General features: G+C 66.8%; 19 protein-coding genes. 8 read left to right on the forward strand and 11 right to left on the reverse strand.

The features are described 5' to 3' along the window. Window positions 1-10: 10 nt before the first annotated feature. On the reverse strand, window positions 11-328 hold the full coding sequence (locus tag RU09_RS16520) for a WhiB family transcriptional regulator (RefSeq protein WP_079112584.1): 318 nt from the start codon (window positions 326-328) through the stop codon (window positions 11-13). A 158-nt stretch (window positions 329-486) separates the two neighbouring features. Further along, window positions 487-1,629: a mannose-6-phosphate isomerase, class I gene (manA, locus tag RU09_RS16525; protein ID WP_042541938.1), complete on the reverse strand. Its 1,143-nt coding sequence runs from the start codon at window positions 1,627-1,629 to the stop codon at window positions 487-489. Between the two features lie 87 nt (window positions 1,630-1,716). On the opposite strand from manA, the gene RU09_RS16530 reads away from it, so the two are divergent. From RU09_RS16530 to RU09_RS16545, 4 genes are all read left to right on the forward strand, one after another. After that, on the forward strand, window positions 1,717-3,132 hold the full coding sequence (locus tag RU09_RS16530) for an O-antigen ligase family protein (RefSeq protein ID WP_042541939.1): 1,416 nt from the start codon (window positions 1,717-1,719) through the stop codon (window positions 3,130-3,132). Then, window positions 3,129-4,427 carry an O-antigen ligase family protein gene (locus RU09_RS16535; RefSeq protein ID WP_042541940.1) on the forward strand — a complete coding sequence of 433 codons (1,299 nt, stop codon included), beginning with the start codon at window positions 3,129-3,131 and terminating at the stop codon, window positions 4,425-4,427. The genes RU09_RS16530 and RU09_RS16535 overlap by 4 nt, the downstream gene beginning before the upstream one ends. Before the next feature lie 97 nt (window positions 4,428-4,524). After that, window positions 4,525-5,481 (forward strand): glycosyltransferase family 2 protein, encoded by a 957-nt coding sequence (locus RU09_RS16540; RefSeq protein ID WP_042541941.1) that lies wholly within the window; start codon window positions 4,525-4,527, stop codon window positions 5,479-5,481. A gap of 4 nt (window positions 5,482-5,485) precedes the next feature. Beyond that, window positions 5,486-6,106: a hypothetical protein gene (locus RU09_RS16545; RefSeq protein WP_042541942.1), complete on the forward strand. Its 621-nt coding sequence runs from the start codon at window positions 5,486-5,488 to the stop codon at window positions 6,104-6,106. 28 nt (window positions 6,107-6,134) lie between these two features. Here RU09_RS16545 and RU09_RS16550 read toward each other — a convergent pair whose 3' ends face one another. Further along, entirely contained in the window at window positions 6,135-6,500 is a 366-nt protein-coding gene (locus RU09_RS16550; protein WP_042541943.1) for a hypothetical protein, read from the reverse strand. A 43-nt stretch (window positions 6,501-6,543) separates the two neighbouring features. Next, complete coding sequence (locus RU09_RS16555) at window positions 6,544-7,233, reverse strand: hypothetical protein (RefSeq protein WP_197066099.1); 690 nt, start codon at window positions 7,231-7,233, stop codon at window positions 6,544-6,546. A gap of 92 nt (window positions 7,234-7,325) precedes the next feature. Here RU09_RS16555 and pseI point away from each other — a divergent pair, with 92 nt between their 5' ends. After that, window positions 7,326-8,387 (forward strand): pseudaminic acid synthase, encoded by a 1,062-nt coding sequence (gene pseI, locus RU09_RS16560; RefSeq protein ID WP_231567646.1) that lies wholly within the window; start codon window positions 7,326-7,328, stop codon window positions 8,385-8,387. Window positions 8,388-8,396: 9 nt separating this feature from the next. Here the strand turns inward: pseI and RU09_RS18620 are convergent, their stop codons facing one another. Then, on the reverse strand, window positions 8,397-9,881 hold the full coding sequence (locus RU09_RS18620; RefSeq protein ID WP_042541944.1) for a bifunctional UDP-2,4-diacetamido-2,4,6-trideoxy-beta-L-altropyranose hydrolase/GNAT family N-acetyltransferase: 1,485 nt from the start codon (window positions 9,879-9,881) through the stop codon (window positions 8,397-8,399). Window positions 9,882-9,987: 106 nt separating this feature from the next. Here RU09_RS18620 and pseB point away from each other — a divergent pair, with 106 nt between their 5' ends. The 3 genes from pseB to RU09_RS16580 are packed head-to-tail and all read left to right on the forward strand — an operon-like array spanning window position 9,988 to window position 12,832. Beyond that, window positions 9,988-10,977, forward strand: coding sequence for a UDP-N-acetylglucosamine 4,6-dehydratase (inverting) (gene pseB, locus RU09_RS16570; RefSeq protein WP_042541945.1), 990 nt, complete (start codon window positions 9,988-9,990; stop codon window positions 10,975-10,977). 2 nt (window positions 10,978-10,979) lie between these two features. Then, entirely contained in the window at window positions 10,980-12,104 is a 1,125-nt protein-coding gene (locus RU09_RS16575) for a DegT/DnrJ/EryC1/StrS family aminotransferase (RefSeq protein WP_042541946.1), read from the forward strand. After that, the gene (locus tag RU09_RS16580) at window positions 11,990-12,832 is read left to right on the forward strand and encodes a cytidylyltransferase domain-containing protein (RefSeq protein ID WP_228385678.1); all 843 of its coding nucleotides are present in this window, start codon (window positions 11,990-11,992) and stop codon (window positions 12,830-12,832) included. Before RU09_RS16575 ends, RU09_RS16580 begins: the two co-directional genes overlap by 115 nt. A gap of 25 nt (window positions 12,833-12,857) precedes the next feature. Here RU09_RS16580 and RU09_RS16585 read toward each other — a convergent pair whose 3' ends face one another. From RU09_RS16585 to RU09_RS16610, 6 genes are all read right to left on the reverse strand, one after another. After that, window positions 12,858-13,595 carry an ABC transporter ATP-binding protein gene (locus tag RU09_RS16585; RefSeq protein WP_042541947.1) on the reverse strand — a complete coding sequence of 246 codons (738 nt, stop codon included), beginning with the start codon at window positions 13,593-13,595 and terminating at the stop codon, window positions 12,858-12,860. Next, window positions 13,592-14,413, reverse strand: a complete 822-nt coding sequence (locus tag RU09_RS16590) for an ABC transporter permease (RefSeq protein WP_042541948.1) — start codon at window positions 14,411-14,413, stop codon at window positions 13,592-13,594. Before RU09_RS16590 ends, RU09_RS16585 begins: the two co-directional genes overlap by 4 nt. 10 nt (window positions 14,414-14,423) lie before the next feature. After that, a complete protein-coding gene (gene glf, locus RU09_RS16595; RefSeq protein WP_042541949.1) occupies window positions 14,424-15,560 on the reverse strand; it encodes a UDP-galactopyranose mutase in 1,137 nt (378 codons plus the stop codon). Between the two features lie 92 nt (window positions 15,561-15,652). Continuing rightward, entirely contained in the window at window positions 15,653-17,683 is a 2,031-nt protein-coding gene (locus RU09_RS16600; protein WP_052493013.1) for an acyltransferase family protein, read from the reverse strand. A gap of 116 nt (window positions 17,684-17,799) precedes the next feature. Beyond that, window positions 17,800-19,944: an acyltransferase family protein gene (locus tag RU09_RS16605; RefSeq protein ID WP_042541950.1), complete on the reverse strand. Its 2,145-nt coding sequence runs from the start codon at window positions 19,942-19,944 to the stop codon at window positions 17,800-17,802. Continuing rightward, window positions 19,941-21,356, reverse strand: a complete 1,416-nt coding sequence (locus RU09_RS16610; protein ID WP_042541951.1) for a sugar nucleotide-binding protein — start codon at window positions 21,354-21,356, stop codon at window positions 19,941-19,943. Before RU09_RS16610 ends, RU09_RS16605 begins: the two co-directional genes overlap by 4 nt. Window positions 21,357-21,359 lie beyond the last annotated feature (3 nt).

The following is a 21,359-nucleotide window of genomic DNA, read 5'->3' on the forward strand; positions in this document are numbered from 1 at the left end:
GCATACCGGATCAGCTGGCGCGACGCTTGAGCTTGCGGCGCTCGCGCTCCGAGAGGCCGCCCCAGATCCCGAAGCGCTCGTCGTTGTTGAGCGCGTACTCGAGGCATTCGCCGCGGACGTCGCACGATGTGCAGATCCGCTTGGCGTCGCGGGTGGACCCGCCCTTCTCGGGGAAGAAGGCCTCGGGATCGGTCTGCGAGCAGAGCGCATCGCTCTGCCATGCCAGAGCATTGTCGTCGTCGGTCTCGATCTTCCGAACCCCGGGGACACCGAGGTTGATCGGATCGACGAACCAGTTCTCCGGTACGTCTGAACGGTAACCCGTCATCTCGCTCTCCAACCCCTAAATTCCGCCCCCTCGGCGGGCCGTGCTCAACTAATTACACCCGTGTCATTCGCATCGGTCAAGTCGCGGATCGTAAACCCTCAATCCGGTCTTGAAGGTTCTTGACCGCCGCACGGCGTGTCGCACGCCCGCGCCGAGGGTCACCCTTCTGCGGCAGGATCGCCGGGAGCGGCGACGAACACTTCGCCTCGACCGCTGATCGTCAGGCGCTCCTCCTCGGGCGTCGCGAACGCGACCGTGCCGACCGGGACTTCACGCCGCTCACCGTCTGCGCCGCTCACCACGACACGACCGACCGTGGCGAGGACCATGGTGGGTCCGTCCACGTCGATCACGACACTCGCATCGTCGAGCTCGATCCGTCTGAGCGAGAAGTCGGCGACGGGCACCGGGTACACGGTGACGGCATCCGCCGCCGCCGGACGCAGCACAGGCACTTCACCCGTCGTCGTGTCGAGGATCGAGAGCAGCTCAGGCACATCGATGCGCTTGGGAGTGAGGCCTCCGCGCAGCACGTTGTCGCTGGCCGCCATGATCTCCACCCCGAGCCCCGAGATGTAGGCGTGCAGCAGACCGGCCCTCAGGAAGACGCCCTCTCCCCTGCGCAGCACCACGTGGTTCATGAGAAGCGCGACGACCACACCCGGGTCACCCCGGTAGGTCTCCGCGATCGCAGCCACTCCACGAAGGGTGGCGGCCCACTCGCCCGACGCGGAGCCTGCCGCCGTGTGCACCGCGTCCACGATGTCATCCACCACCGCCTGCGCGTCACCCGACAGCAGCCAGCCGATCGTGTCGCGCAGCACGTCACCCTGGCCGTCGAGACGAGAGGCGAGCTCCGCGACCCCCGCGCTCTCTCCCAGCACGTCGAGCAGGCGCAGCGTATCCTCGACGGGCCGCAGCCCGCTGAGCGACTCGAAGCGATCGCTCAAAGCGACGAGCAGCTCCGGCTTGTGATTGTCGTCGCGATAGTTGCGGTTCGGGTCCGTGGCAGCGAGCGCCGACTCCCGCGCCCACCCCGCTCTCGCCTGCTCGATGGTGGGGTGCACCTGGATCGACAGCGGCGATGCGGCCGCGAGCAGTTTCAGCAGGTAGGGCAGGGATCCGCCGGTGACGTCGTCGAGCGTCCCGTCGCCCTGCACATCCGCAGGGTCTCCAGGGTGGTCGCCGAACCACACCTCGGCCTCGGGACCGCCCGTGGGGGTGCGGCCCTCCAGGTCGGCGAGAAGCGTAGGCGACCCCCAGGCGTAGTCGCGGGGCACGTTCGAGAGGCTGAGAAGCATGTCACCAGGGTATTGCCATGCGAACTCGCCGTGCCACGACGTACTGCATCAGGTTCGTCGCGATGTCCGCGCTGTAGCCTGAACGCGATGGCGCAATATACGAAGCACCCTGTCGCCGCCCCGCCCACCGCTCCAGAGCGCGAGTCGACGGGGCACCTTCTGCTGCGCGGATACATCGGGCTCGTCCTCTTCGCGACCTTTGCTCACTCGGCGGTGTACAACCTCGTCGGCGAGATCGGCGCCTTCGTCACCCTCATCGTCTTCTTGATCTCCACGCTCGCCATCGGCGTTCCGATGGTCGCCCGCCGGCGTCCTGCCGCGTTCGCCTGGCGGCGACTGCCATGGGCGGCCATCGCCTACACCGCCTTGGCTCTGCTCTCGGTCGCGTGGTCGCAGTGGCGGGGGGCGACGATCATCACCTGGTTCCTGCTCGCGACCGTCACAGTGAACGCCCTGTTCATCGTGCACGTGCTGTCGTGGCAGGAGATCGTGCGAGCACTGGCCTCCGCCTTCAAGTGGATCCTCGGACTGTCCCTCGCGCTCGAGTTGTGGGTCGCGCTCGTGGTGCGCGCTCCGATCCTGCCGAACTTCTTCGTCCGGCCCGACGGCGAGACGAATGCGCATTGGTACTGGGTCAGGGGCAACCTGCTCGACGGCGGCCGCATCCAGGGGATCGTGGGCAATTCCAACGTGCTCGCCATCGTCTGCCTGTTCGCGATCCTCACGTTCGGTGTGCTGTTCGCCTCCCGTGCGCGGTGGCGCACGACTCTGGCCCTCTGGACTCTGCTGGCCGGGTACTTCTTCCTCCGAGCCGGATCCGCCACAGCCTACGCATGCGCGGCGGCCGCGGTCCTGGTGCTCGTCGTCGCACTGCTGATGCGCCGCACGAAGACGCCGGGCGCGCGGACGAGGCTCTACGTGGTGTCCATCGGCGGCGTCGCGATCGCAGGAGCCGCAGCCTGGCTGCTTCGTGAACCGCTCTTCGCCCTCCTCGGGCGCAGTGCAGACCTCACCGGTCGCTCCGACACGATCTGGGACAAGGTCCTCGCGCGGGCCGCCGAGCACCCGATCTTCGGCAACGGCTTCTCCAGCCCCTGGGTGCCTTTCGACCCCGCCTTCGCCGGGTGGATCGAGGATCACGGCATCACCGTCTTCCACGCGCACAACATGTGGCTCGATGTGCTGATGCAGCTCGGCGTGGTCGGTGTCGTCCTTGTTGCGCTCGCCTATCTCAGCCTGCTCTGGCGTTCGTGGTTCTTCGCGGTCGACAGACCTCGATGGGACCTGAAGTCCGACCGCACCTTCTCGGCGATCACACTGCTTCCGAGTCTCTTCACCGTCGTGCTGCTCGTGCAGGGCCTCACTGAGTCGACGCCCATCATGCTCTGGGGCTGGATGCTGCTCGTGATGCTGACGTTCAAGATCAAGGTGGTGCCCCTGGTCGGCGTGGGCGAACGGGAGCGCGTGATCGAGCGCGGCGAGCGAAGCCGGCGGGTTCCGTGACGACGCGACGTCGTCTGAGCGATCTGCTCGGCTCGGCCGAATTCGCTCGCGCGTACACGGTGGTGGCCCTCACCGCGGTCTTCTCGTCGTTCACGATCGAACACGCGGCCTCCCACGTCACCCTCGCCACGATCATCGCCGTCCTCTGCGTGCTCGGCGCCTGGGTCCTGTGGGTGCGTCGAGAAGAGCTCTCGCTGCTGCGCATCGCTCCGTCATCGCTCCTGGCCTTCCTCGCCTGGGCGCTCGTCAGCATCGTGTGGACGACCGACAAGTCGTCCACCGCTTTCGGGTGGATGGAGCTCTTCGGTTTCGCGTTCCTGGCGGTCACGGTCGGCCACATCCGTGACACGCTCCAGACGGTCCGCGCCCTCGGCGATTCGCTGAGGTTCCTCCTGCTCGTGTCGCTCGGCCTGGAGATCCTGTCCGGCGTGCTGCTCGACACCCCCTTCACCTTCCTCGGAATCCAGGGCGACCTGGCCGTCGGCGGCCCCGTGCAGGGGATCTTCGGCAGCAGGAACATGCTCGGCTTCGTCACGGTGATCGCACTGATCACGTTCGTGGTCGAGTGGCGCTCCCAGTCGCTGACGGCTCGCATCGCGATCCCGTCGATCGCTCTCGCGTCGCTGCTGGCGTTCTTCTCGTCCTCCCCCACCGTGCTGGTGCTCGCGGCCGCGGTCGGCGTCGTCGCCGTCGCTCTCGCGATCGTCCGTCATGCACCTGCGGAGAGACGGACCATCGTGCAATGGGTGCTCGGCGTTCTCGTCGCCCTCGCCCTCGCTGCGGCCTTCGCTCTGCGCCACGTGATCATCGCACTGCTCGACGCGGGGTCTGACTTCTCGATCAGGGCGACCCTGTGGAACACGATCCTCGATTTCGTCGCTCTCAAGCCGGTGGAGGGATGGGGGTGGTTCGGGTCCTGGGCCCGCGGCGAGTTCCCCTTCACCTACATCAACTTCCTGCTCGACGACCACCATCAGAGCGCGCTGAACGCCTACTTCGACGTCCTGCTGCAGCTGGGCACGGCAGGACTCGTGCTCTTCCTCCTGTTCGGAGGCATCGCCACCGTCCGATCGTGGCTCGTCGCGAGCGTACGACGTTCGGTGGTCTACGCCTGGACGCCTCTTATGCTCGTCACTCTCGCTGTGGAGTCGATGTTCGAGAGCTTCACCCTGGTCGGTGCCGGGTGGTTCATGCTGGTCCTGTGCGCTCTGCGGGCCGGCCAGACGAGGTCGTGGCGCGAGAGCATAGATGCCGCGCACACCGGTGCGATCCCGACCCTGCGCCCCGAACGCTGACCACTCGCCGCGCCCTCGGCGGATTCCGAACTGCTCCAGGTAGGGTGGAGCTGCTCGCGGCGCCCTGCGGGCCCCCAGCCACCGGAGATTGCACCTCGTGACCCACGCCCCCTTCGACCCGGCGTCCGCGACGATCGTCATCGTCACGTACAACCGGTCTCACCTCCTGACCGGTCTCCTCGAGAGCATCAGCGCGATGGACCCGAAGCCGGGCCATGTCGTGATCATCGACAATGCCTCGTCCGACGACACCACCGACGTCGTGGAGTCCTTCCGGCCGAAGCTCGGCACGGAGGTCGTGTACCGCCGACTCGAGACGAACACCGGCGGCTCGGGAGGTTTCAGCGAGGGCATGCGCACCGCGTACGAACTCGGCTCCGAGTGGATCTGGATGATGGACGACGACGTCGAGGTCGTCACCGACGGCCTGGCCAAGATGGGCAAGTGGGCTCCGCGCTTCAAGAGCATCCAGGGCCGCCGCTACGACTACGACGGCAGTGAGTTCTACTGGCAGTACCGGATCGCCGAGCGAATGGGCATCCCGATCCCGTTCGCTCCGTCCGGCTTCGACGCCTCCGGCTTCAAGGAGATGAACAGCGGATGCTTCGAGGGGATGTTCATCCATCGGTCCATCGTCAGGCAGATCGGTCTGCCCGACCACCGCTTCTTCATCTACTGGGATGACCAGATGTACGGGTGGCTCGCCTCACGCAAGACCACCGCGGTGATCGTCGACGAGTTCGTCCTGCGACGCACCCGCGAGATCAAGCAATGGGACATGGGCATCCGTCACATGAACGCCTCGAGCAACGCCTACCGCTTCTACATCATGCGCAACCGGGCGTACATCAAGAACTACTACCGCGTGCACGGCAACTACAACCCTGTGCTGTTCGGACTCGGGACGTCGATGACGTTCGCGAAGGAGCTCATCAGGCTGCTGTTCGTCGAGCGCACGGTGCGAGGAACGAGCAATCTGTTCCGGGGACTCAAGGAGGGCGGCAAGCTCGGCCGCGATCGCTCCTGGACGCCCATGCCCGCTCTGGAGGATTGACAGCATGACCGACGAACCGCAGCCGGACCTCCGCTGGGCCCCTCTGGAGCCGAAGCCGCGCAATCGTGGTCGAGTCTGGCTCATCGTCGGACTCGTCGTCGCCGCGCTCGTCATCGTGGGAGTGCTGCTGTTCTTCCTTCTGCCGCGCGGAGAATCTCCGACCCCCGGCGCCAGCGGGTCACCGTCCCCTACCGCGTCACCGTCGGCGTCCCCGTCGATGTCGCCCTCGGCCTCGCCGACGCCGGCCCAGACCGAGGTCCCACAGCCGACGGCGGAGCCTGAGCCGACGCCGATCACGACCCCGCCACCCGCCGCAGACCCCTCGGTCGACGCCTTCCGCGGGCAGGTGCAGGGGTGGCTCGACGACGCTCTGACGGGGCTTCAGATCGCGAGTGAGACCAGCGGTCAGGACGCCACGTCCGTGATCGAGAGCCTCCAGGCCGACGCGCAGCGACTCGGAGAGACCGCAGCTCCTGCGTCGATCGATTCCGCCTGGGGCACCGCGGTGAACGACTACATCCAGCGGCTCAGCGCGTTGCGCTCGGAGGTCGCCGCGGGCGGACCTGCGTCAGTCGACAATGCACGCTCTACCGTGAACGAGCTCCGCGGCCTCGTCGGACTCTGACCGCGAGCGAGTCCTGCTCCGAGCGAGCTCAGTCGACGCCGGACTCGAGGCGGCGCAGGCGCTCCTCGTAGTGGGCGGCGAGTTCGAGTCGGATTCGCGCGCGCTCGTGTTCTGCCTGAGCACGACTGAGCGCGCCGTCGGGATCCAGGTCCCCCGCATCGAGCCGCACACGAAGCCATTCGAAGCGCTGCTCGAGCGCCGCCACCTGGGGGGCGATGCGATCGAACTCGGATCTGATGTACGAGAAGTCCGCCTGGGTGCCGGCGAGGCGCGCCTCGTAATCGCGCTGTGCGTTCTCGAACTGCTCGACGGCGCGGCCGAGCCTGGCGTCCACTCTCGCGTCCACACGGCGTTCGACGACGGCGTCCAGTCTGCGACGGAGTCGGTTCAGCATTCAGTCCTCAATCATTCGGGTGATTGTCGATGGTCTGTGAAGTTCAGCGGTGATAGCCGACGCGGCCGGATTCGATCCAGCCTCGCACGAGCTCCGATTCCAGGTCGATCCGGTGCTCCGCGCCCACAGCCGACGGATCGCCGTAGGCGTGGTTCCAGGATGTCTGATCCGGGGCGTCGACGAATGAGAATCCGGCGGCATCGACCCGAGCTTCAGGGAACAGGCGCGTCGCGATCCACAGCATCACGGTTCCCGTCGTCGCCCACTGGCCGCCGCTGCGCGGATCGGCGCCCATCGCCTCACCGAGGGGCAGCACCACCTCGCGGTTCGGCATCGTCACGATCCCGAGATCAGCAGGCCAGAAAGCGGGAAGCTTCGGATTCTCCCAGAGCAGGCGCCCCGGTTCGATCATGAGATAGAGACGCTCGGAATACCCGTCGAAGAACCAGGGGGTCGGCCGCACGCCGCGGTTGAACACCACGACGTCGGCACGGCGCCCGACCGACGGTGCTCCGTCGACGTCATCCACGCGGAAGCCGTTGACTCGGAACACGACGTCCGCCGTATCGATCATCTCGGCCCTGTGGTCGGACGGCTCGAGCGGCTGATTGCCGACGACGGCGATCCGGCGCACCGGGGCCGTCCTGGCATACGCGCTGACGAGAGGACGGAGGCGGTCGTAGAACCCCGCCTCACCGGCCATCGCCGTGTCATCACCGACAAGCTCCGTCACACGCCCCATGAGACCTCAGCTTAGGGCACGCCGACAGCGACTCCCGCGGTACGGCGGTGAGTCCTCGACAGGACGCGTCTAGAGTTGTCGGCGTGACTTCTTCGCAGACCATCCAGCTCTCCACGGCGAGCATCGGCCCCGGCTCGCCGGTGTTCACGATCGCTGAGATGTCGGGAAACCACAACGGCGACCTCGATCGCGCGCTCGCGATCGTCGACGCCGTCGCCGCCACGGGTGCCGATGCCCTCAAGATCCAGACGTACACGGCCGACACCCTCACGATCGATTCGGACAAGCCCGCCTTCCAGGTCGCGAGCGACCACGGTCTGTGGGGCGGCCGCAACCTGTACTCCCTGTATCAGGAGGCCCACACGCCGTGGGAGTGGCACGCGCCGATCTTCGAGCGCGCACGGAGCCACGGACTCATCCCGTTCTCCACCCCGTTCGACCCGAGCTCGGTCTCGTTCCTCGAGGAGCTGGGCGTGGAGATGTACAAGACGGCGTCCGCCGAGATCATCGACCTGCCGCTGCTCCGCGAGGTCGCCCGCACCGGCAAGCCGATGATCGTGTCCACCGGCATGGCGACGCTGTCGGAGATCGACGCGGCCGTCACCGCGATCCGCGGCGCCGGCGGCACGGAGCTGGTGCTCCTGGCCTGCACCGCCGCCTATCCCGCGGTTCCCGAGGAGGCGCGGTTGGGCAACATCGAGGCGCTGCGGAACGCATTCGATGTCCCGGTGGGGCTCTCGGACCACACGCTCGGCATCGGAGTCGCAGTCGCGTCTGCAGCCCTCGGTGCGGTCGTGATCGAGAAGCACGTCACGCTCGACCGCACGGATGGCGGCGTCGACGCGGACTTCTCTCTCACGCCCGACGAGTTCCACGCCCTCGTCATCGCCTCCGAGCAGGCGCGTGTCGCGTCGGCGAGCGGCGTATCGTTCGGACCGACAGCCCAGGAAGAGGCGGTTCTCGCCCTCCGCCGGTCTCTGTTCGTCGTCGCCGACGTGCGTGCCGGCGACAGCGTGGGTCCTGAGAACGTGCGCTCGATCCGCCCGGCCGGAGGACTCCGCCCCGATGACTTCGCCCTCGTGAGCGGACGCACGTTCACGAGAGACGTCGAACGCGGCACGCCGCTGACCTGGGACGTGCTCTAGGTCACGCCGCTACGACAGCCGCCATCTCGCCACGGTGAGGAAGCCGTCCTCATCCGCAGGCAGATGCGGAAGATAGCCGGCGCGCTCGAACAGCCGACGAGACGCCGCGTTGTCGCGGTGCACGACAGCGACCAGCCGGATCGGGGGCAGCTCAGCGAGCGCGCTCTCCGCCGCCTGGACCGCCGATGCAGCGACACCGCGACCACGCATCTCGGGGGCGACCGTGATCGAGATCTCCCATGTGTCTGCCGCCCTCCTGTCCCAGCGGCATGTGGCGACCGGCATCCCGTCTGACTCGATCATGAGCAGCAGACGATCGGGATCCTCGAGGCTTCTCGCGAGCCACTCATCGTGCGATCCTCGGTCGATCTCGCCGCGCGAGCGGGAGTTCAGGCGGACTGTGGGGTCGTTGCGCCACTCGAAGAGCTTCTGGCCATCGTCGATCATCGCCGGACGAGCGCTCAGCGCAGTCCGAGGTCCGACCTGAGGAGGCGTGCTCAGCAGCTGCTCCCAGGAGGTCACGATGCGCCAGCTGCCGAGGCCGTCCACGATGCGTTTCAGGGCGGCAGCCGTCTCGGCGAGCGATTCCGGCGATTCGAGAAGATCGGCGAGCAGGCCGATACGCTCCTCGAGGCTCTGATGGGGCGGCTCTCCCAGCCCGATGGCGAGCCCCCGCTCGACGACCTGGCGGTAGCCGACGCGCTGGTTGTCCGCCACGCATACCAGTGCCATCGGAAGACCCATGCACGCGAAGTCCCAGACGGAGGTTCCCGCCGCGGTCACGGCCAGATCGTGGTCTCGGGCGATCGCGGGGAGGTCGTCGACGAAACCCAGGACCTCGACGGCGTGGCGCGAAGATTCGGCGGCTGAGACGACTTCCTCGCGGCGTCGGGGGTCGATCACGGTGATCTGCACTTCGGAGGGCAGACGATCGAAGGCGGTGACGACACGAGCGGTCACTCCGTGGGGATCCGTGCCGCCCATCACGACGAGCACCCGAGGCACGGCCGAGGGTGTCGTCCGCACATCGCGCTGCGCCAGCACCTGCGCGCGCACGACCGCGGCGTCGATGCCCGCCAGATGGCTCAGGCTGCGCTCCGGGTCCACGAAAGTGCGCTCGGATGCCAGGTTGGCATCGATCGCGAGATCGGCGTCGCGCACGCCGAACGGACCGTCCTGCATGTTGCTGATCAGCGGTCCGACGGACGAGAGATCCGGGATCTCCCGGTAGCTGTCCAGATGGATCACGTCGACGCCACGCGCGAGATCGGCGAAGTCGCCGATGCTCACCTCGGCCCCCTGCGTCGTGACGAGCGGCAGGTCTGGATCCATCCGGCGCAGGGTGTCCGCACCTGCCTCGTCGACATCGCCGAACACCGTCGCCGACCACCCGCGGTCGCGCGCGATGCGAGCCACCGTGAGCGTGCGCATGAGGTGTCCCATGCCCGACTCGACACCGGCGTTGCAGTGCAGGAGGACCCGTCGCCCGCTCATCGCTCGTCCCTCTCCTCCGGGGCGCGCCTGCGCCCACCCGATAGGATAGGCCGGGCATGGAACAACCCGAGCATCCATGCGATCACGACAACGCTGAGGAGACAGAGTGTCGGTTCTCGAGGGCGCGAGCATCCTCATCACAGGCGGCACCGGGTCGTTCGGCAAGGCGTTCATACGGCACGCCCTGGCCCACCTCAACCCCCGGCGTCTGGTCATCTTCTCGCGTGACGAGCTCAAGCAGTACGAGGTGCGACAGCAGTTCGGCGACGACCCCCGGCTGCGATGGTTCATCGGCGACATCCGCGACGAACGACGTCTCGCTCGTGCGCTGCACGGCGTCGACTACGTGGTGCATGCCGCGGCGCTCAAGCAGGTGGACACCGCCGAGTACAACCCGTTCGAGTTCGTGAAGACGAACATCCTGGGCAGCCAGAACGTGATCGAGGCATCGATCGACGCCGGAGTGAAGCGCGTCGTGGCGCTCTCGACCGACAAGGCCTCGAGCCCGATCAACCTGTACGGCGCGACGAAGCTCACCGCCGACAAGCTCTTCATCACGGGCAACCACTACGCCGCCGCCTACGACACGCGATTCGCGGTGGTGCGCTACGGCAACGTCATGGGATCACGCGGCTCGGTCATCCCGTTCTTCTCCCGTCTGGGCGCCGAGGGCAAGCCGCTGCCGATCACCGATCTGCGGTGCACCCGGTTCTTCATCACACTCCCCCAGGCCGTCGAGATGGTGGTCGACACGTTCGAGCTCATGCAGGGCGGCGAGCTGCTCGTCCCCCGCATCCCCTCGATGAAGGTCACGGACCTCGCCCACGCCGTCGTGCCGGGAGCCGAGCTCGTCGACGTGGGTCTGCGCCCGGGCGAGAAGCTGCACGAGGAGATGATCAGCCCGGAGGAGGGCCGCCGCGCGGTGACGGTCAGCGACGGCAAGTACTTCATCATCCAGCCCGACCTCGCCTCGTGGGGCTATCAGATGCCCGCCGGCGCCGTGCCTGTGCCCGAGGGCTTCGCCTATCGCTCGGACAGCAACGACCGCTGGTACTCGCAGGCGGAGATCGCGGAGATCATCGAGGCGGGGATCTGACCGTGCTGCCGTACGGACGTCAGTCGATCTCGGAGGACGACATCCAGGCCGTCGTCGACGTGCTCCGCGGCGACTGGCTCACGACGGGTCCGGCGGTCGCCGCCTTCGAGGCGCGACTCGGCGAGGTCGCCGGAGGGCACCGGGCGATCACCGCGACCTCGGGCACGGCAGCGCTCCACATGGCGTACGGCGCCGCAGGGGTCACCCGCGGTGACACCGTGATCTCGACGCCCATGACCTTCATCGCCACGACGGCGATGGCGTCGGTACTCGGTGCGAACATCGTCTTCGCCGATGTCGAGGAAGACACGGCTCTGATCGACCCGGATGCGGTCGACGCGCTCGTCGATGAGCGCACCAAGGTGATCGCCGCCGTCGACTACGCCGGCCATCCTGCGGATTACGACCGGCTCTCCGCTGCGGCCGCACGGGTCGACGCGCTCGTCCTCGATGACGCCGCGCATTCGATCGGCAGCACGTACAAGGGCCGACCGGTCGGTGATCTCGCGGATCTGACGACCTTCTCGTTCTTCCCCACCAAGAACCTCACGACCGGCGAGGGCGGCGCCCTCGTCGCCAAGGATCCGCTGATCGCACAGCGCGCGCACGAGTTCCATTTCATCGGGCTCGTGCGCGACGCGGACCGCTTCGCGGTGACGACCGAAGGCGCCTGGCATCAGGAGGTGCACGAGTTCGGCTTCAACTACCGCCTCGACGACATCGCCTGCGCACTCGGCCTCTCCCAGCTCGCACGGCTCGACACGTTCAGACGGCGACGCGCCGAGATCACTCGTCGCTACGACGCGGCCCTCGCTGGCATCGACGGGGTTCGCACGCCGATCCAGCGCCACGACGTCGAACTGATCCGGCATCTCTACCCGGTGCGCATCCTCGATCAGCGCCGTCGAGAGGTCTTCGACCGGATGCGTGCAGACGGCATCGGTGTGCAGGTCAACTACATGCCCGTGTACTGGCACCCCGTCTATGCGGATGCCGGCTACCGCCGCGGCATGTGCCCCAATGCCGAAGCGTTCTACGCCGAGGAGCTCTCGCTCCCCATCCACCCGGAACTGACCGACGACCAGGTCGACCAGGTCGTCGAGTCGCTGGTCAGGGCTCTGCATTGACACGCATCGGGATCATCACCCAGGCGCGGATGACCAGCAGTCGCCTTCCGGGAAAGGTGCTGATCCCGGCTGGCGGCCGCTCGATGCTCGATCACCACATCGACAGGCTCAGCAGCGCCGATCTGCCCGTCGTCCTCGCCACGACGACGAACGCCGCTGACGACCCTCTCGCGGATCTGGGGCATCGGCGAGGGATCGAGGTCTTCCGCGGCAGCGAGGGTGACGTCCTGAGCAGGTTCGCGGGGGCGGCCTCTTCCGCAGGGCTCGATGTCGTCGTCAGAGTGACGTCGGACTGCCCTCTGATCGATGCCGCGTTGATCTCCGATGGCGTCCGCCGGTTCGTCGAGCTGGATGATCCTCACGCCCACGTCTCCAACGTCCTCGAACGGACGTACCCGCGCGGGTTCGACTTCGAGGTCTTCGCTGCGTCCGCCCTCGCCGAGGCCGACAGGAACGCCACCGAGCCGGCCGAGCGCGAACACGTCACCCCGTACCTCTACACAGGACGATCGCCGCGTTCGAGCATCCACTCGATCACCCAGCAGGTCGATGCCTCGCACTATCGGGTGACCCTGGACACTCCGGAGGACCTCACCGTCATCCGGGCGCTCATCGAGGACCACGGCGCTGCCGGGCTGGACGTCTCCGAGATCGTGGCCGTCCTCGACTCTCATCCGGAGCTCGCCGCGATCAACTCCCACGTCGAGCAGAAGAAACTCGGCGAATGACCGTGAGGACGGCCGCCCGCCCGCGTCAGCCGCGGTTGTAGTCGGCGTTGTACCTGTCGAGGACGTCTGCGATCGGACCGTCGAGAACGAGCCCGCCCTTGTCGAGGTAGAGACCGCGGGTGCAGAAGCGGCGGAGGTCGCGCTCACTGTGGCTGACGAAGAAGAGCGTTCGCCCCTCGGCGAGGAGCTCGTCGATCCGCTTGTAGCACTTGTCGCGGAAGGCCTTGTCTCCGACCGCGAGCACCTCGTCGACGAGCAGGATCGGCTCGTCGAGCTGCGACACCACCGAGAAAGCCAGTCGGACCTTCATACCGTTCGACAGGTGCTTGTACGGGGTGTCCTCGAAGCCCGCCAGCTCTGCGAAGGCGATCATGCCGTCGTAGCGCTCTGCGACCGCGTCCCGAGGCATTCCGTGCAGTCCGGCCATCAATGCGACGTTCTCGCGTACGGTCAGGTCGCCGACGAACCCGCCGGTGATCTCGATCAGCGGAGCGACTCCGCCCTTCACCTTCACCGACCCCTCATCGGGGAGCAGCACCTTCGCGACGAGACGGAGCAGAGTGGACTTGCCCTGGCCGTTTCGCCCGACGACGCCGATCGACTCCCCCTGCTGCACCGTGAACGAGACGTCGCGCAACGCCCAGAACTCTCCGGAGCGCGACCGCCGCGCCGCAGGGGCGAACAGGTCTTTGAAGTTCTGGCGCCCACGGCGGTTGCGGCGGAAGCGGACGCCCAGCCCGCTGGCCTCGATCGCGACGGTCATCCCAACTCCTTCAGCACGGTGCGCTCGAGGGACCGGAACGTCCATACGCCGAGCGCCAGAATGACGAGGGTCATCCCCACGCTGACGAGCAGCGTGAAGAGGTTCCACTGGTCGGGGAAGAACGGCATCCGATAGAGCATGAAGATCCCGGCGAGTGGATTGAACGCACCGAGAGTCTGAAAGATGCCAGGAAGATCCGTGACGTTGTAGATGATCGGAGTCGCGTAGAACATGGCGCGCAGGATCAGCGCGGTCGTGCGCTCCAGATCGACGAACAGGACGCAGAGCGGAGCGATGAGGAGCCCCAGGCCCACGAGCAGAACGGTCTGCAGGAACACCGCGACGGGAACCCAGAGGATTCCCCAGCCGACCTGGACCGTGTGCGCCGGGTCCTGTTCCACCAGCAGGTTGATGATCACGAATGCCGCGAGCACCGGGAGCGAGAACAGGAACTCGACGCCCTTGCTCAACACGATGCGGTTCACCCAGATCGAGCGAGGGATCGCAGTCGAGCGCACCAGCTTCGCATCCTTCTTGAATGCGCGAGTGAAATCCGTGACCGACGTGTTGAACCACACCCAGGGCAGCAGGGCGCTGATGAGGAACACGATGTACGGATCCTCACCGACATCACGGTTGAAGATCTGCGTGAAGACGAACCAGTAGATCACGCTCATCACGAGCGGATCGAGCACCGACCACAGGTAGCCGAGCAGGCTCGTCGAGTACCGCACCTTCAGGTCCCTGGCTGACAGCAGCCACAGGGAATGGAGATAGCGCCGGGGCGTTCCGGGGGCCCCGGCAGCAGTGTGACTCACAGTGCCGAGTCTACGAGAGCGAGTTGTTCCACAGCGACAGCGCCGAGCCGATGGCCATGTGCATGTCGAGGTACTGATAGGTGCCGAGGCGTCCGCCGAAGTGCACGTCCCGCTCCCCCTTCGCGAGCTCACGGTATGCGAGCAGGCCGTCGCGGTCCGTCGGGGTGTTCACCGGGTAGTACGGCTCGTCCTCGCGGTTCGCGAAACGAGAGAACTCGCGCATGATGACGGTCTTGTCGGATTCGTAGACGTCCTTGCGCTCCGGGTGGAAGTGCTTGAACTCGTGGATGCGCGTGTAGGGCACGTCCATGTCCGGGTAGTTCATCACGCTGGTGCCCTGGAAGTCGCCGATGTTCAGCACCTCCTGCTCGAAGTCGAGCGTGCGCCAGCTGAGGGCGCCCGCCGTGTAGTCGAAGTAGCGGTCCACGGGACCCGTGTAGATGATGGGCAGCTGCCCGACCGTCGCCTTCTTGTTCAGCGGCTGACTCTCGTCGAAGTAGTCGACGTTCAGCTTCACCTCGATGTTGGGGTGATCGGCCATCCGCTCGATCCACGCGGTGTAGCCGTCTGTCGGCAGGCCCTCCCACGTGTCGTTGAAGTAGCGGTTGTCGTAGGTGTAGCGCACGGGGAGCCGGCTGATGATGTCGCCCGAGAGCTTCTGCGGGTCGGTCTGCCACTGCTTGGCGGTGTAGTCCCTGAAGAACGCCTCGAACAGCGGCCGCCCGACGAGGGCGATGCCCTTCTCTTCGAAGTTGGCGGCCGTCTTGACGTCGAACTCCCCCGCCTGCTCGCGCACGAGGGCCCGCGCCTGGTCGGGCGTGTAGGCCGACTGGAAGAACTGGTTGATGGTGCCGAGGTTCACCGGCATCGGGAAGACCGTTCCCTTGTGCGTCGTGTAGACCCGATGCACGTAGTTCGTGAAGCTCGTGAACCGGTTCACGTACTCCCACACCGTGGCGTTCGAGGTGTGGAAGAGGTGGGCGCCGTAGCGATGGACCTCGATGCCCGTCTCAGGCTCCGCCTCACTGTAGGCGTTCCCGCCGATGTGGTGGCGACGGTCGATGACCGTGACCTTGCGGCCGGCGTTGGCGGCACGTTCTGCGATGGTGAGGCCGAAGAAGCCCGACCCGACGACAAGAAGATCCATGTTGCTGCTTTCTGCCCACGAGGCTCAGATCCGCACGGCATCGCGCGGCACACAGCAGACAACTCTACCGGCAGCGGACTCGACGCAACCTGTCAGCGCGCCTCGGCACCGAGGGGCCCTCCGACCTCCAGCATCTCCTGCAGCATCGGAGCGAGAGTGCGCCCGTATGAGTCGGAGATGTGATTGTCGTCGATGTACACGGCGATGTTGCCGATGGATCCCCGACACACGCCGTCCGGGCAGAGCCAGGGGCGGAAGTCCACAGCGGTGACCCCCTCGGACGCCGCGAGATCGTCGAGATCCTCCCCGACGGCGAACCCGGGGTCGGGAACGTCGCACGATGCTGTGTCAGCGCCGGGAGCGATCTCCGACTCCTCCAGCGCGCACTCGTACATGTCGAAGTCGAAGCGGGGATTGTCTCGTACGGCGATCACCTGGATGCCGTTCGCGGTGAGCTCGTCTGCGATCTCGCGGATCCCCTCCACGAGCACCTCGCGAGCGGCAGGAGTCGCCCGAGTCACGACGAGGTACACGGCATCGGGCTGCACCCTCGTCGCGTACTCGATCGCAGCGGCACGCCACTCCTCGCACGGCGGGCCGGCGGCCGACCACGTCGGCGCTCCGATGCCGATCGCGCATCCTCCCTTCAACAGGGCGACGATGCCCCACCCCTGCTGATCGGCGAGAACCGTGAGTGGCGACATGAGCTGTTGCGCGTGCGAGTCCCCCATCACGAGCACCCGCCATGCATCCGAGTCAGCTGCATTCGCGGTCTGAGCACAGCTGCCCTGCAGCACCGGCTCCACGGGCTCGAGTTCGCCCGCGCAGCTTCCTTTCAGATCCACCCATTCCTCATCGAGCGCGGTGGCCAGCGGGATCAGCGGCAGATCGGCGCCCGAGAGGTCGATCGGTGTGTCGATCTGCGCCGCCCCCGGGTATCCGCCGCTGGCGCTGGCACGCAGCGCCGCCTCACGCTGCTCGATCGTGAGCTGCCATGCGCCGAGAGGTGCGGAGACGACGAGGACGGACGCGGCGAGAACGAGCGCACCGAGCCGATGCGACCGATCGAGGACGGCGGAGTCTCTGATCGGTCGCTCGACCAGCATCGACACGAGTCTCGCCAGCACGAATGACAGGAGGACGATTCCGATGCCGGCGAGCCATCCCGGCTCGGTACGACCGCTCAGCATCATCCACGTCACGAGCACGGGCCAGTGCACGAGATAGAGCGCGTACGCGTCGCGTGAGACGTAGCGCAACGGCGCCGACTCGAGAATCATCGCGGGGCCGCCTCGCGGGCGGTCACGCCCGGCGATGATGACGAGCGCTGTGCAGATCACCGGCCACAGAGCGAGATATCCGGGGAATCCGCCCTGCACGTCGAGCACGATTCCGCACATCACGATGCCGACGATGCCGATCCATCCGAGGATCGCCCCGATCGTCGGACGGACACGGACGTGGGGAAGGGCGAGTGCGACGAGCGAGCCGGCCGCGAACTCCCACAGGCGCGTACGCGTGTCGAAGTAGGCGAACGACTGGGCCCGCATCGTCTCGACGACCGAGAACCCGAATGAGGCGATGAAGATGGCGCCGAACACCAACGCCAAGGCGGGGACGATCATGCGCCGTCGTCTGCGGAGCACCACCCACACCGCCGCGATGATCAGCGGCCAGAGGATGAAGACCTGCCCTTGGACCGAGAGCGACCAGAAGTGCTGGAACGGACTGGGCGTGACGGACTCGCGCGCGTAGTAGTCGACCTCCGACAGCGCCAGCGTCCAGTTCTCGACGTAGAAGAGGCTCGACCATGCCTCACGCCAGACGCGCGGCCACTCGGTCTGCGGATACGCCGCGAGCGCGACGCCGAGCACACCGACGATCGTCACGGCGGCCGCGGGCAGCAGCCGTCGGAAGCGGCGCAGCCAGAACGACCCGAGTGCGAGCGGGCGCTGGGTCTCTACCCGCCGCACGAACGACGCGGTGAGGAAGAACGCCGACACCATCAGGAAGACGTCGACTCCGCCCGAGACGCGACCCAGCCACACGTGGTACGCCACGACGAGCAGGATCGCGAGCGCACGGAGACCGTCGATGTCCGCGCGGTGCGTCGCGGGTCGCACGGAGCCAGCCTCGGGAGGCCGAAGCCATATCGGTCGCGTCGGGTTCATGAAGAGTGGGCGTATCGGCGGTGGGTGTCGCCGCAGTCGTCTCGGGTCGACGGTCTGCCGCTTTCAGCCTATCTGCTCTGCGTCAGCAGTGCCTCGGCAGCCGCTTCGATGTCGGGTCCGAGCAGTCTGGCGTACTCGAGGTTGAGGTGATCCGCGTCGTAGTACACGGGGATGCCGCCCACCACGGCGTAGCAGGAGGTCGCGTCGCAGAAGCGATCCGTCAGATCCAGCACGCTGATCGACTCCGAGCCGGCCGACGCTCCGGCGACGACCATCGGGTCGGCGGGGTGCGCCTCGGTGCGAGGACGTGCGCAGGACTGCGGATCGTCGGCGTTGTGGAGCACGCAGTCGGGGCTCCTGACCTCTGCGTTGAAAGGAGGGTCCGCGAGCGCGAGCACCTTGATACCCGCATCGTTCCAGCGTTTCCAGTAGTCCAACAGCCCTTGCGACATCTGGTCGATCTGCGGCCTGTCGGTCCCGTCATCCACGAGCTGAAGCCGAGCCGCCATCGCGGTGATGACGAGGTCGGGGTCGTCTTCGGTGACGGTTTCGGCGAGGTCCCTCGACCACTCGCGACACCTCTCGACGTCAGCGGCACCCCACGCGCTGCGGAATCCGATGAACTCGACGTCCGCCACGGGACACCCTCCGTAGTAGCTCGTATCGACGATCCAGCCGTTCTTCTCGGCGATGTCGAACACGGCTCCCTGCCACTGCTGCGCGTGAGAGTCACCGATCAACCAGACCCGAGTCGGATCCTCTGCCCCGCGCGAGAAGTCGCACTCGTGCGTGGTCTTCAGATCTCCATAGGTGAGGATCGACAGGAACTCGCCGCACTCCCCCGGGGTGTAGAAGTACTCGTTCTTCTTCGTCATCACCGAATAGTCCGCGGCCCCGAAAGGGTCTGCGCAGTCTGCGCCAGGTGCGAGCGCCGAGGGCCCCTCGCAGGTCGATGCGACGAGGTCGTCCGGTGGGCCGTCGGCAGCGACACGTGCACTGTAGGTCGCGAGAACGCCTGCCACGAGAGCCGCGATGACGATCATCCCAGTGATCATGAGACCGAACGCCCGGCGCGAGGAGCCACGCCAGTACCCCCATGACTGGCCGGCATCCTCGACGAACCTCTTCGTCAGCGCCGCCAGCACCAGCGCGATCGCCAACACCATGAGTTTCGACAGGGTGGTCGCCTCGCCGCCGATGACGAACGGCGCGACGACGATGAGCGGCCAATGCCACAGATACAGAGAGTACGAGACGCCGCCGAGCCACTGCACGGGACGCAGGGCCGTCACCTTCGCATGCCAGAGCGATGCGAATCTCTCGCCGGCGAGGATCACCGCCGCGGTGCCGAGCACGGGCACCAGCGCGGTGTATCCGGGAAAAGCGGTCGTGTGATCGTAGACGAGCGCGGCGAAGACGATGAGGGCGAACCCGAGCAGGCTGACGATGTCGGCGGCGGTGCGCCCGAGGGGTACCCGACTTCCGAAGAGCGCGATCGCGCCGCCGACCGCGAATTCCCATCCGCGCGTGAAGGTCGCGAAGTACGCCTGAGGCGGCGCGACGGTCGTGTAGATGACACTCGCGGCGAAGGAGAGCACGCCCACCACCGCCACGACCGCGACGAGCGCGGTGGTCGTCCTCGCCCTCGCTCCGCGCCGCGTCGTCGGGCCTCCGGTGCGCCGAGCCACGGCGAGCGCCGCCAAGAGCAGCAGAGGCCAGACGATGTAGAACTGCTCCTCGACCGACAGCGACCAATAGTGCTGGACGACGCTCGCAGCGTCGTTGAGCGCCGAGTAGTTGACCGACATCGATGCCAGGAACCAGTTCTCGACGTACCCCGCACTCGCCGCGACCTCCCAGGCACCCCGCTCCCACCGAGGGTAGGGAAGCAGCACGACCATGAGCACGAGCGACACTGCGAGTACGAGAAGCGCGGCCGGAAGCAGTCGCCTGATCCGTCGCGCGTAGAACGCCCCGAGTTGCACTCCCCCGGTCCGCCGCATCTCCCCCACGAGGTGTCCTGTGATGAGGAAGCCGGAGATCACGAAGAAGACGTCGACACCGACGTAGCCGCCAGGGAGGCGAACCGGCCAGAGGTGGTTGAGCACGACCAAGCCGATGGCCACGGCGCGAAGCGCCTGGATGTCGGTTCGGAAGACCCGCGCCTTCGGAGCCGCGATGAGAGTATCCGCGGTCCGCAACGACGCGCTCACGGCGAGAGATACTCCCGAAGAAGATCGTCTCCCGCGCGCGGACGGAAGCCGATGCCGTGCACTCGCGTCAGATCGAGCACGCTGTTCAGCGGGCGCGGGGCGACAGGCGACGTCGCGGAGGCGAAGTACTGTTCCGTCGAGACACCCGTGACCCGTGCCGGATCATGGCCGGCGAGCTCGAACACACGGCGGGCGACGTCGGCCCAGGTGACGACCTCGCCCTCGGAAGTCAGGTTGTAGACGCCGAACGACGGACGGGTCTCTACCAGCGTGCGGATGAGGCGGGCGATCTCGGTCGCGAACGTGAGGCGCCCGCGCTGGTCGTCGACGACCTTCGGGTCCACGCCCTTCTCTGCCAGTGAGGCCATGGTGCGGACGAAGTTGTTTCCGCTCCCGATCACCCAGGAGGTGCGGACGATGTAGTGACGAGGGGCCGTCGAGACCGCGAGATCACCGGCGGCCTTGGTCTGGCCGTAGACGCCGAGAGGACACACGAGGTCGTCCTCGGTGTACGGCCGATCGGCGGATCCATCGAACACGTAGTCGCTCGACACATGCACGAGCGTGATTCCGTGCTCTGCGGCGATGCGAGCCAGAGCGGCCGGCCCTGCGGCGTTGACCGCCCAGGCGTCGCGCCTGCCGTCCGGCGTCTCCGCACGATCGACGGCCGTGTATGCGGCCGCGTTGATGATCGTGTCGTAGTCGCGCCAGCGGCGCGCCTCGGCCAGCGTCGTCGACCCGAGATCGAAATCGTCGCGCGTTGTCCATTCGACGCTCTGCACGCCGTCGAACTCGGCCCGCAGCGCTGTTCCCAGCTGTCCTGCCGAGCCGATCACGAGAGTCTTCCGCGGAGCGACCGGTTCCACATCTGCGAGGCGCGGGTGCGCGAGATCCTTCGCAGACACCTCGGCATCCGCAAGCGGGATGGGCCACTCGATCGCGGCGGTCTCGTCTGCGAGGTTCAGGAAGGAATAGGACGCGTCGGGTGACCAGTGGTCGTTCACGAGATACGTGTAGGCCGTATCGGGCTCGAGGGTCTGATACGAGTTGCCGACACCTCGTGGCACGAAGATGGCCTTGGAGGGATCGAGCTCGGCGGTGAAGACCGCGCCGAACGTCGGGCCTTCGCGCAGGTCGACCCATGCGCCGAAGATACGGCCGGTCGCGATCGACACCCACTTGTCCCACGGCTCGGCGTGGATACCGCGAGTCGTCCCGACGGCGTCGTTGAAGGAGACGTTGTTCTGGACCGGGCCGAAATCGGCGAGGCCGAGCGCGGTCATCTTCTCGCGCTGCCAGTTCTCCTTGAACCACCCACGCGAATCGCCGTGGACCGGCAGATCGAAGATCTCCAGTCCCGGAATCGTCGTCTCGGTGCGATTCAGGGACTTGCCGAAGTCGATCTCGCTCATCGG

Source organism: Microbacterium sp. MEJ108Y, assembly GCF_000834175.1.
Taxonomy (GTDB): Bacteria; Actinomycetota; Actinomycetes; order Actinomycetales; family Microbacteriaceae; genus Microbacterium; species Microbacterium forte.

What these genes read in the sequence shown, in the direction of transcription:
- RU09_RS16520 (WP_079112584.1), bottom strand. Translation starts at nt 328, where the DNA reads ATGACGGGTTACCGTTCAGACGTACCGGAGAACTGGTTCGTCGATCCG.
- manA (WP_042541938.1), bottom strand. Translation starts at nt 1,629, where the DNA reads ATGCTTCTCAGCCTCTCGAACGTGCCCCGCGACTACGCCTGGGGGTCG.
- RU09_RS16530 (WP_042541939.1), top strand. Translation starts at nt 1,717, where the DNA reads ATGGCGCAATATACGAAGCACCCTGTCGCCGCCCCGCCCACCGCTCCA.
- RU09_RS16545 (WP_042541942.1), top strand. Translation starts at nt 5,486, where the DNA reads ATGACCGACGAACCGCAGCCGGACCTCCGCTGGGCCCCTCTGGAGCCG.
- RU09_RS16550 (WP_042541943.1), bottom strand. Translation starts at nt 6,500, where the DNA reads ATGCTGAACCGACTCCGTCGCAGACTGGACGCCGTCGTCGAACGCCGT.
- RU09_RS18620 (WP_042541944.1), bottom strand. Translation starts at nt 9,881, where the DNA reads ATGAGCGGGCGACGGGTCCTCCTGCACTGCAACGCCGGTGTCGAGTCG.
- RU09_RS16585 (WP_042541947.1), bottom strand. Translation starts at nt 13,595, where the DNA reads ATGACCGTCGCGATCGAGGCCAGCGGGCTGGGCGTCCGCTTCCGCCGC.
- glf (WP_042541949.1), bottom strand. Translation starts at nt 15,560, where the DNA reads ATGGATCTTCTTGTCGTCGGGTCGGGCTTCTTCGGCCTCACCATCGCA.
- RU09_RS16610 (WP_042541951.1), bottom strand. Translation starts at nt 21,356, where the DNA reads ATGAGCGAGATCGACTTCGGCAAGTCCCTGAATCGCACCGAGACGACG.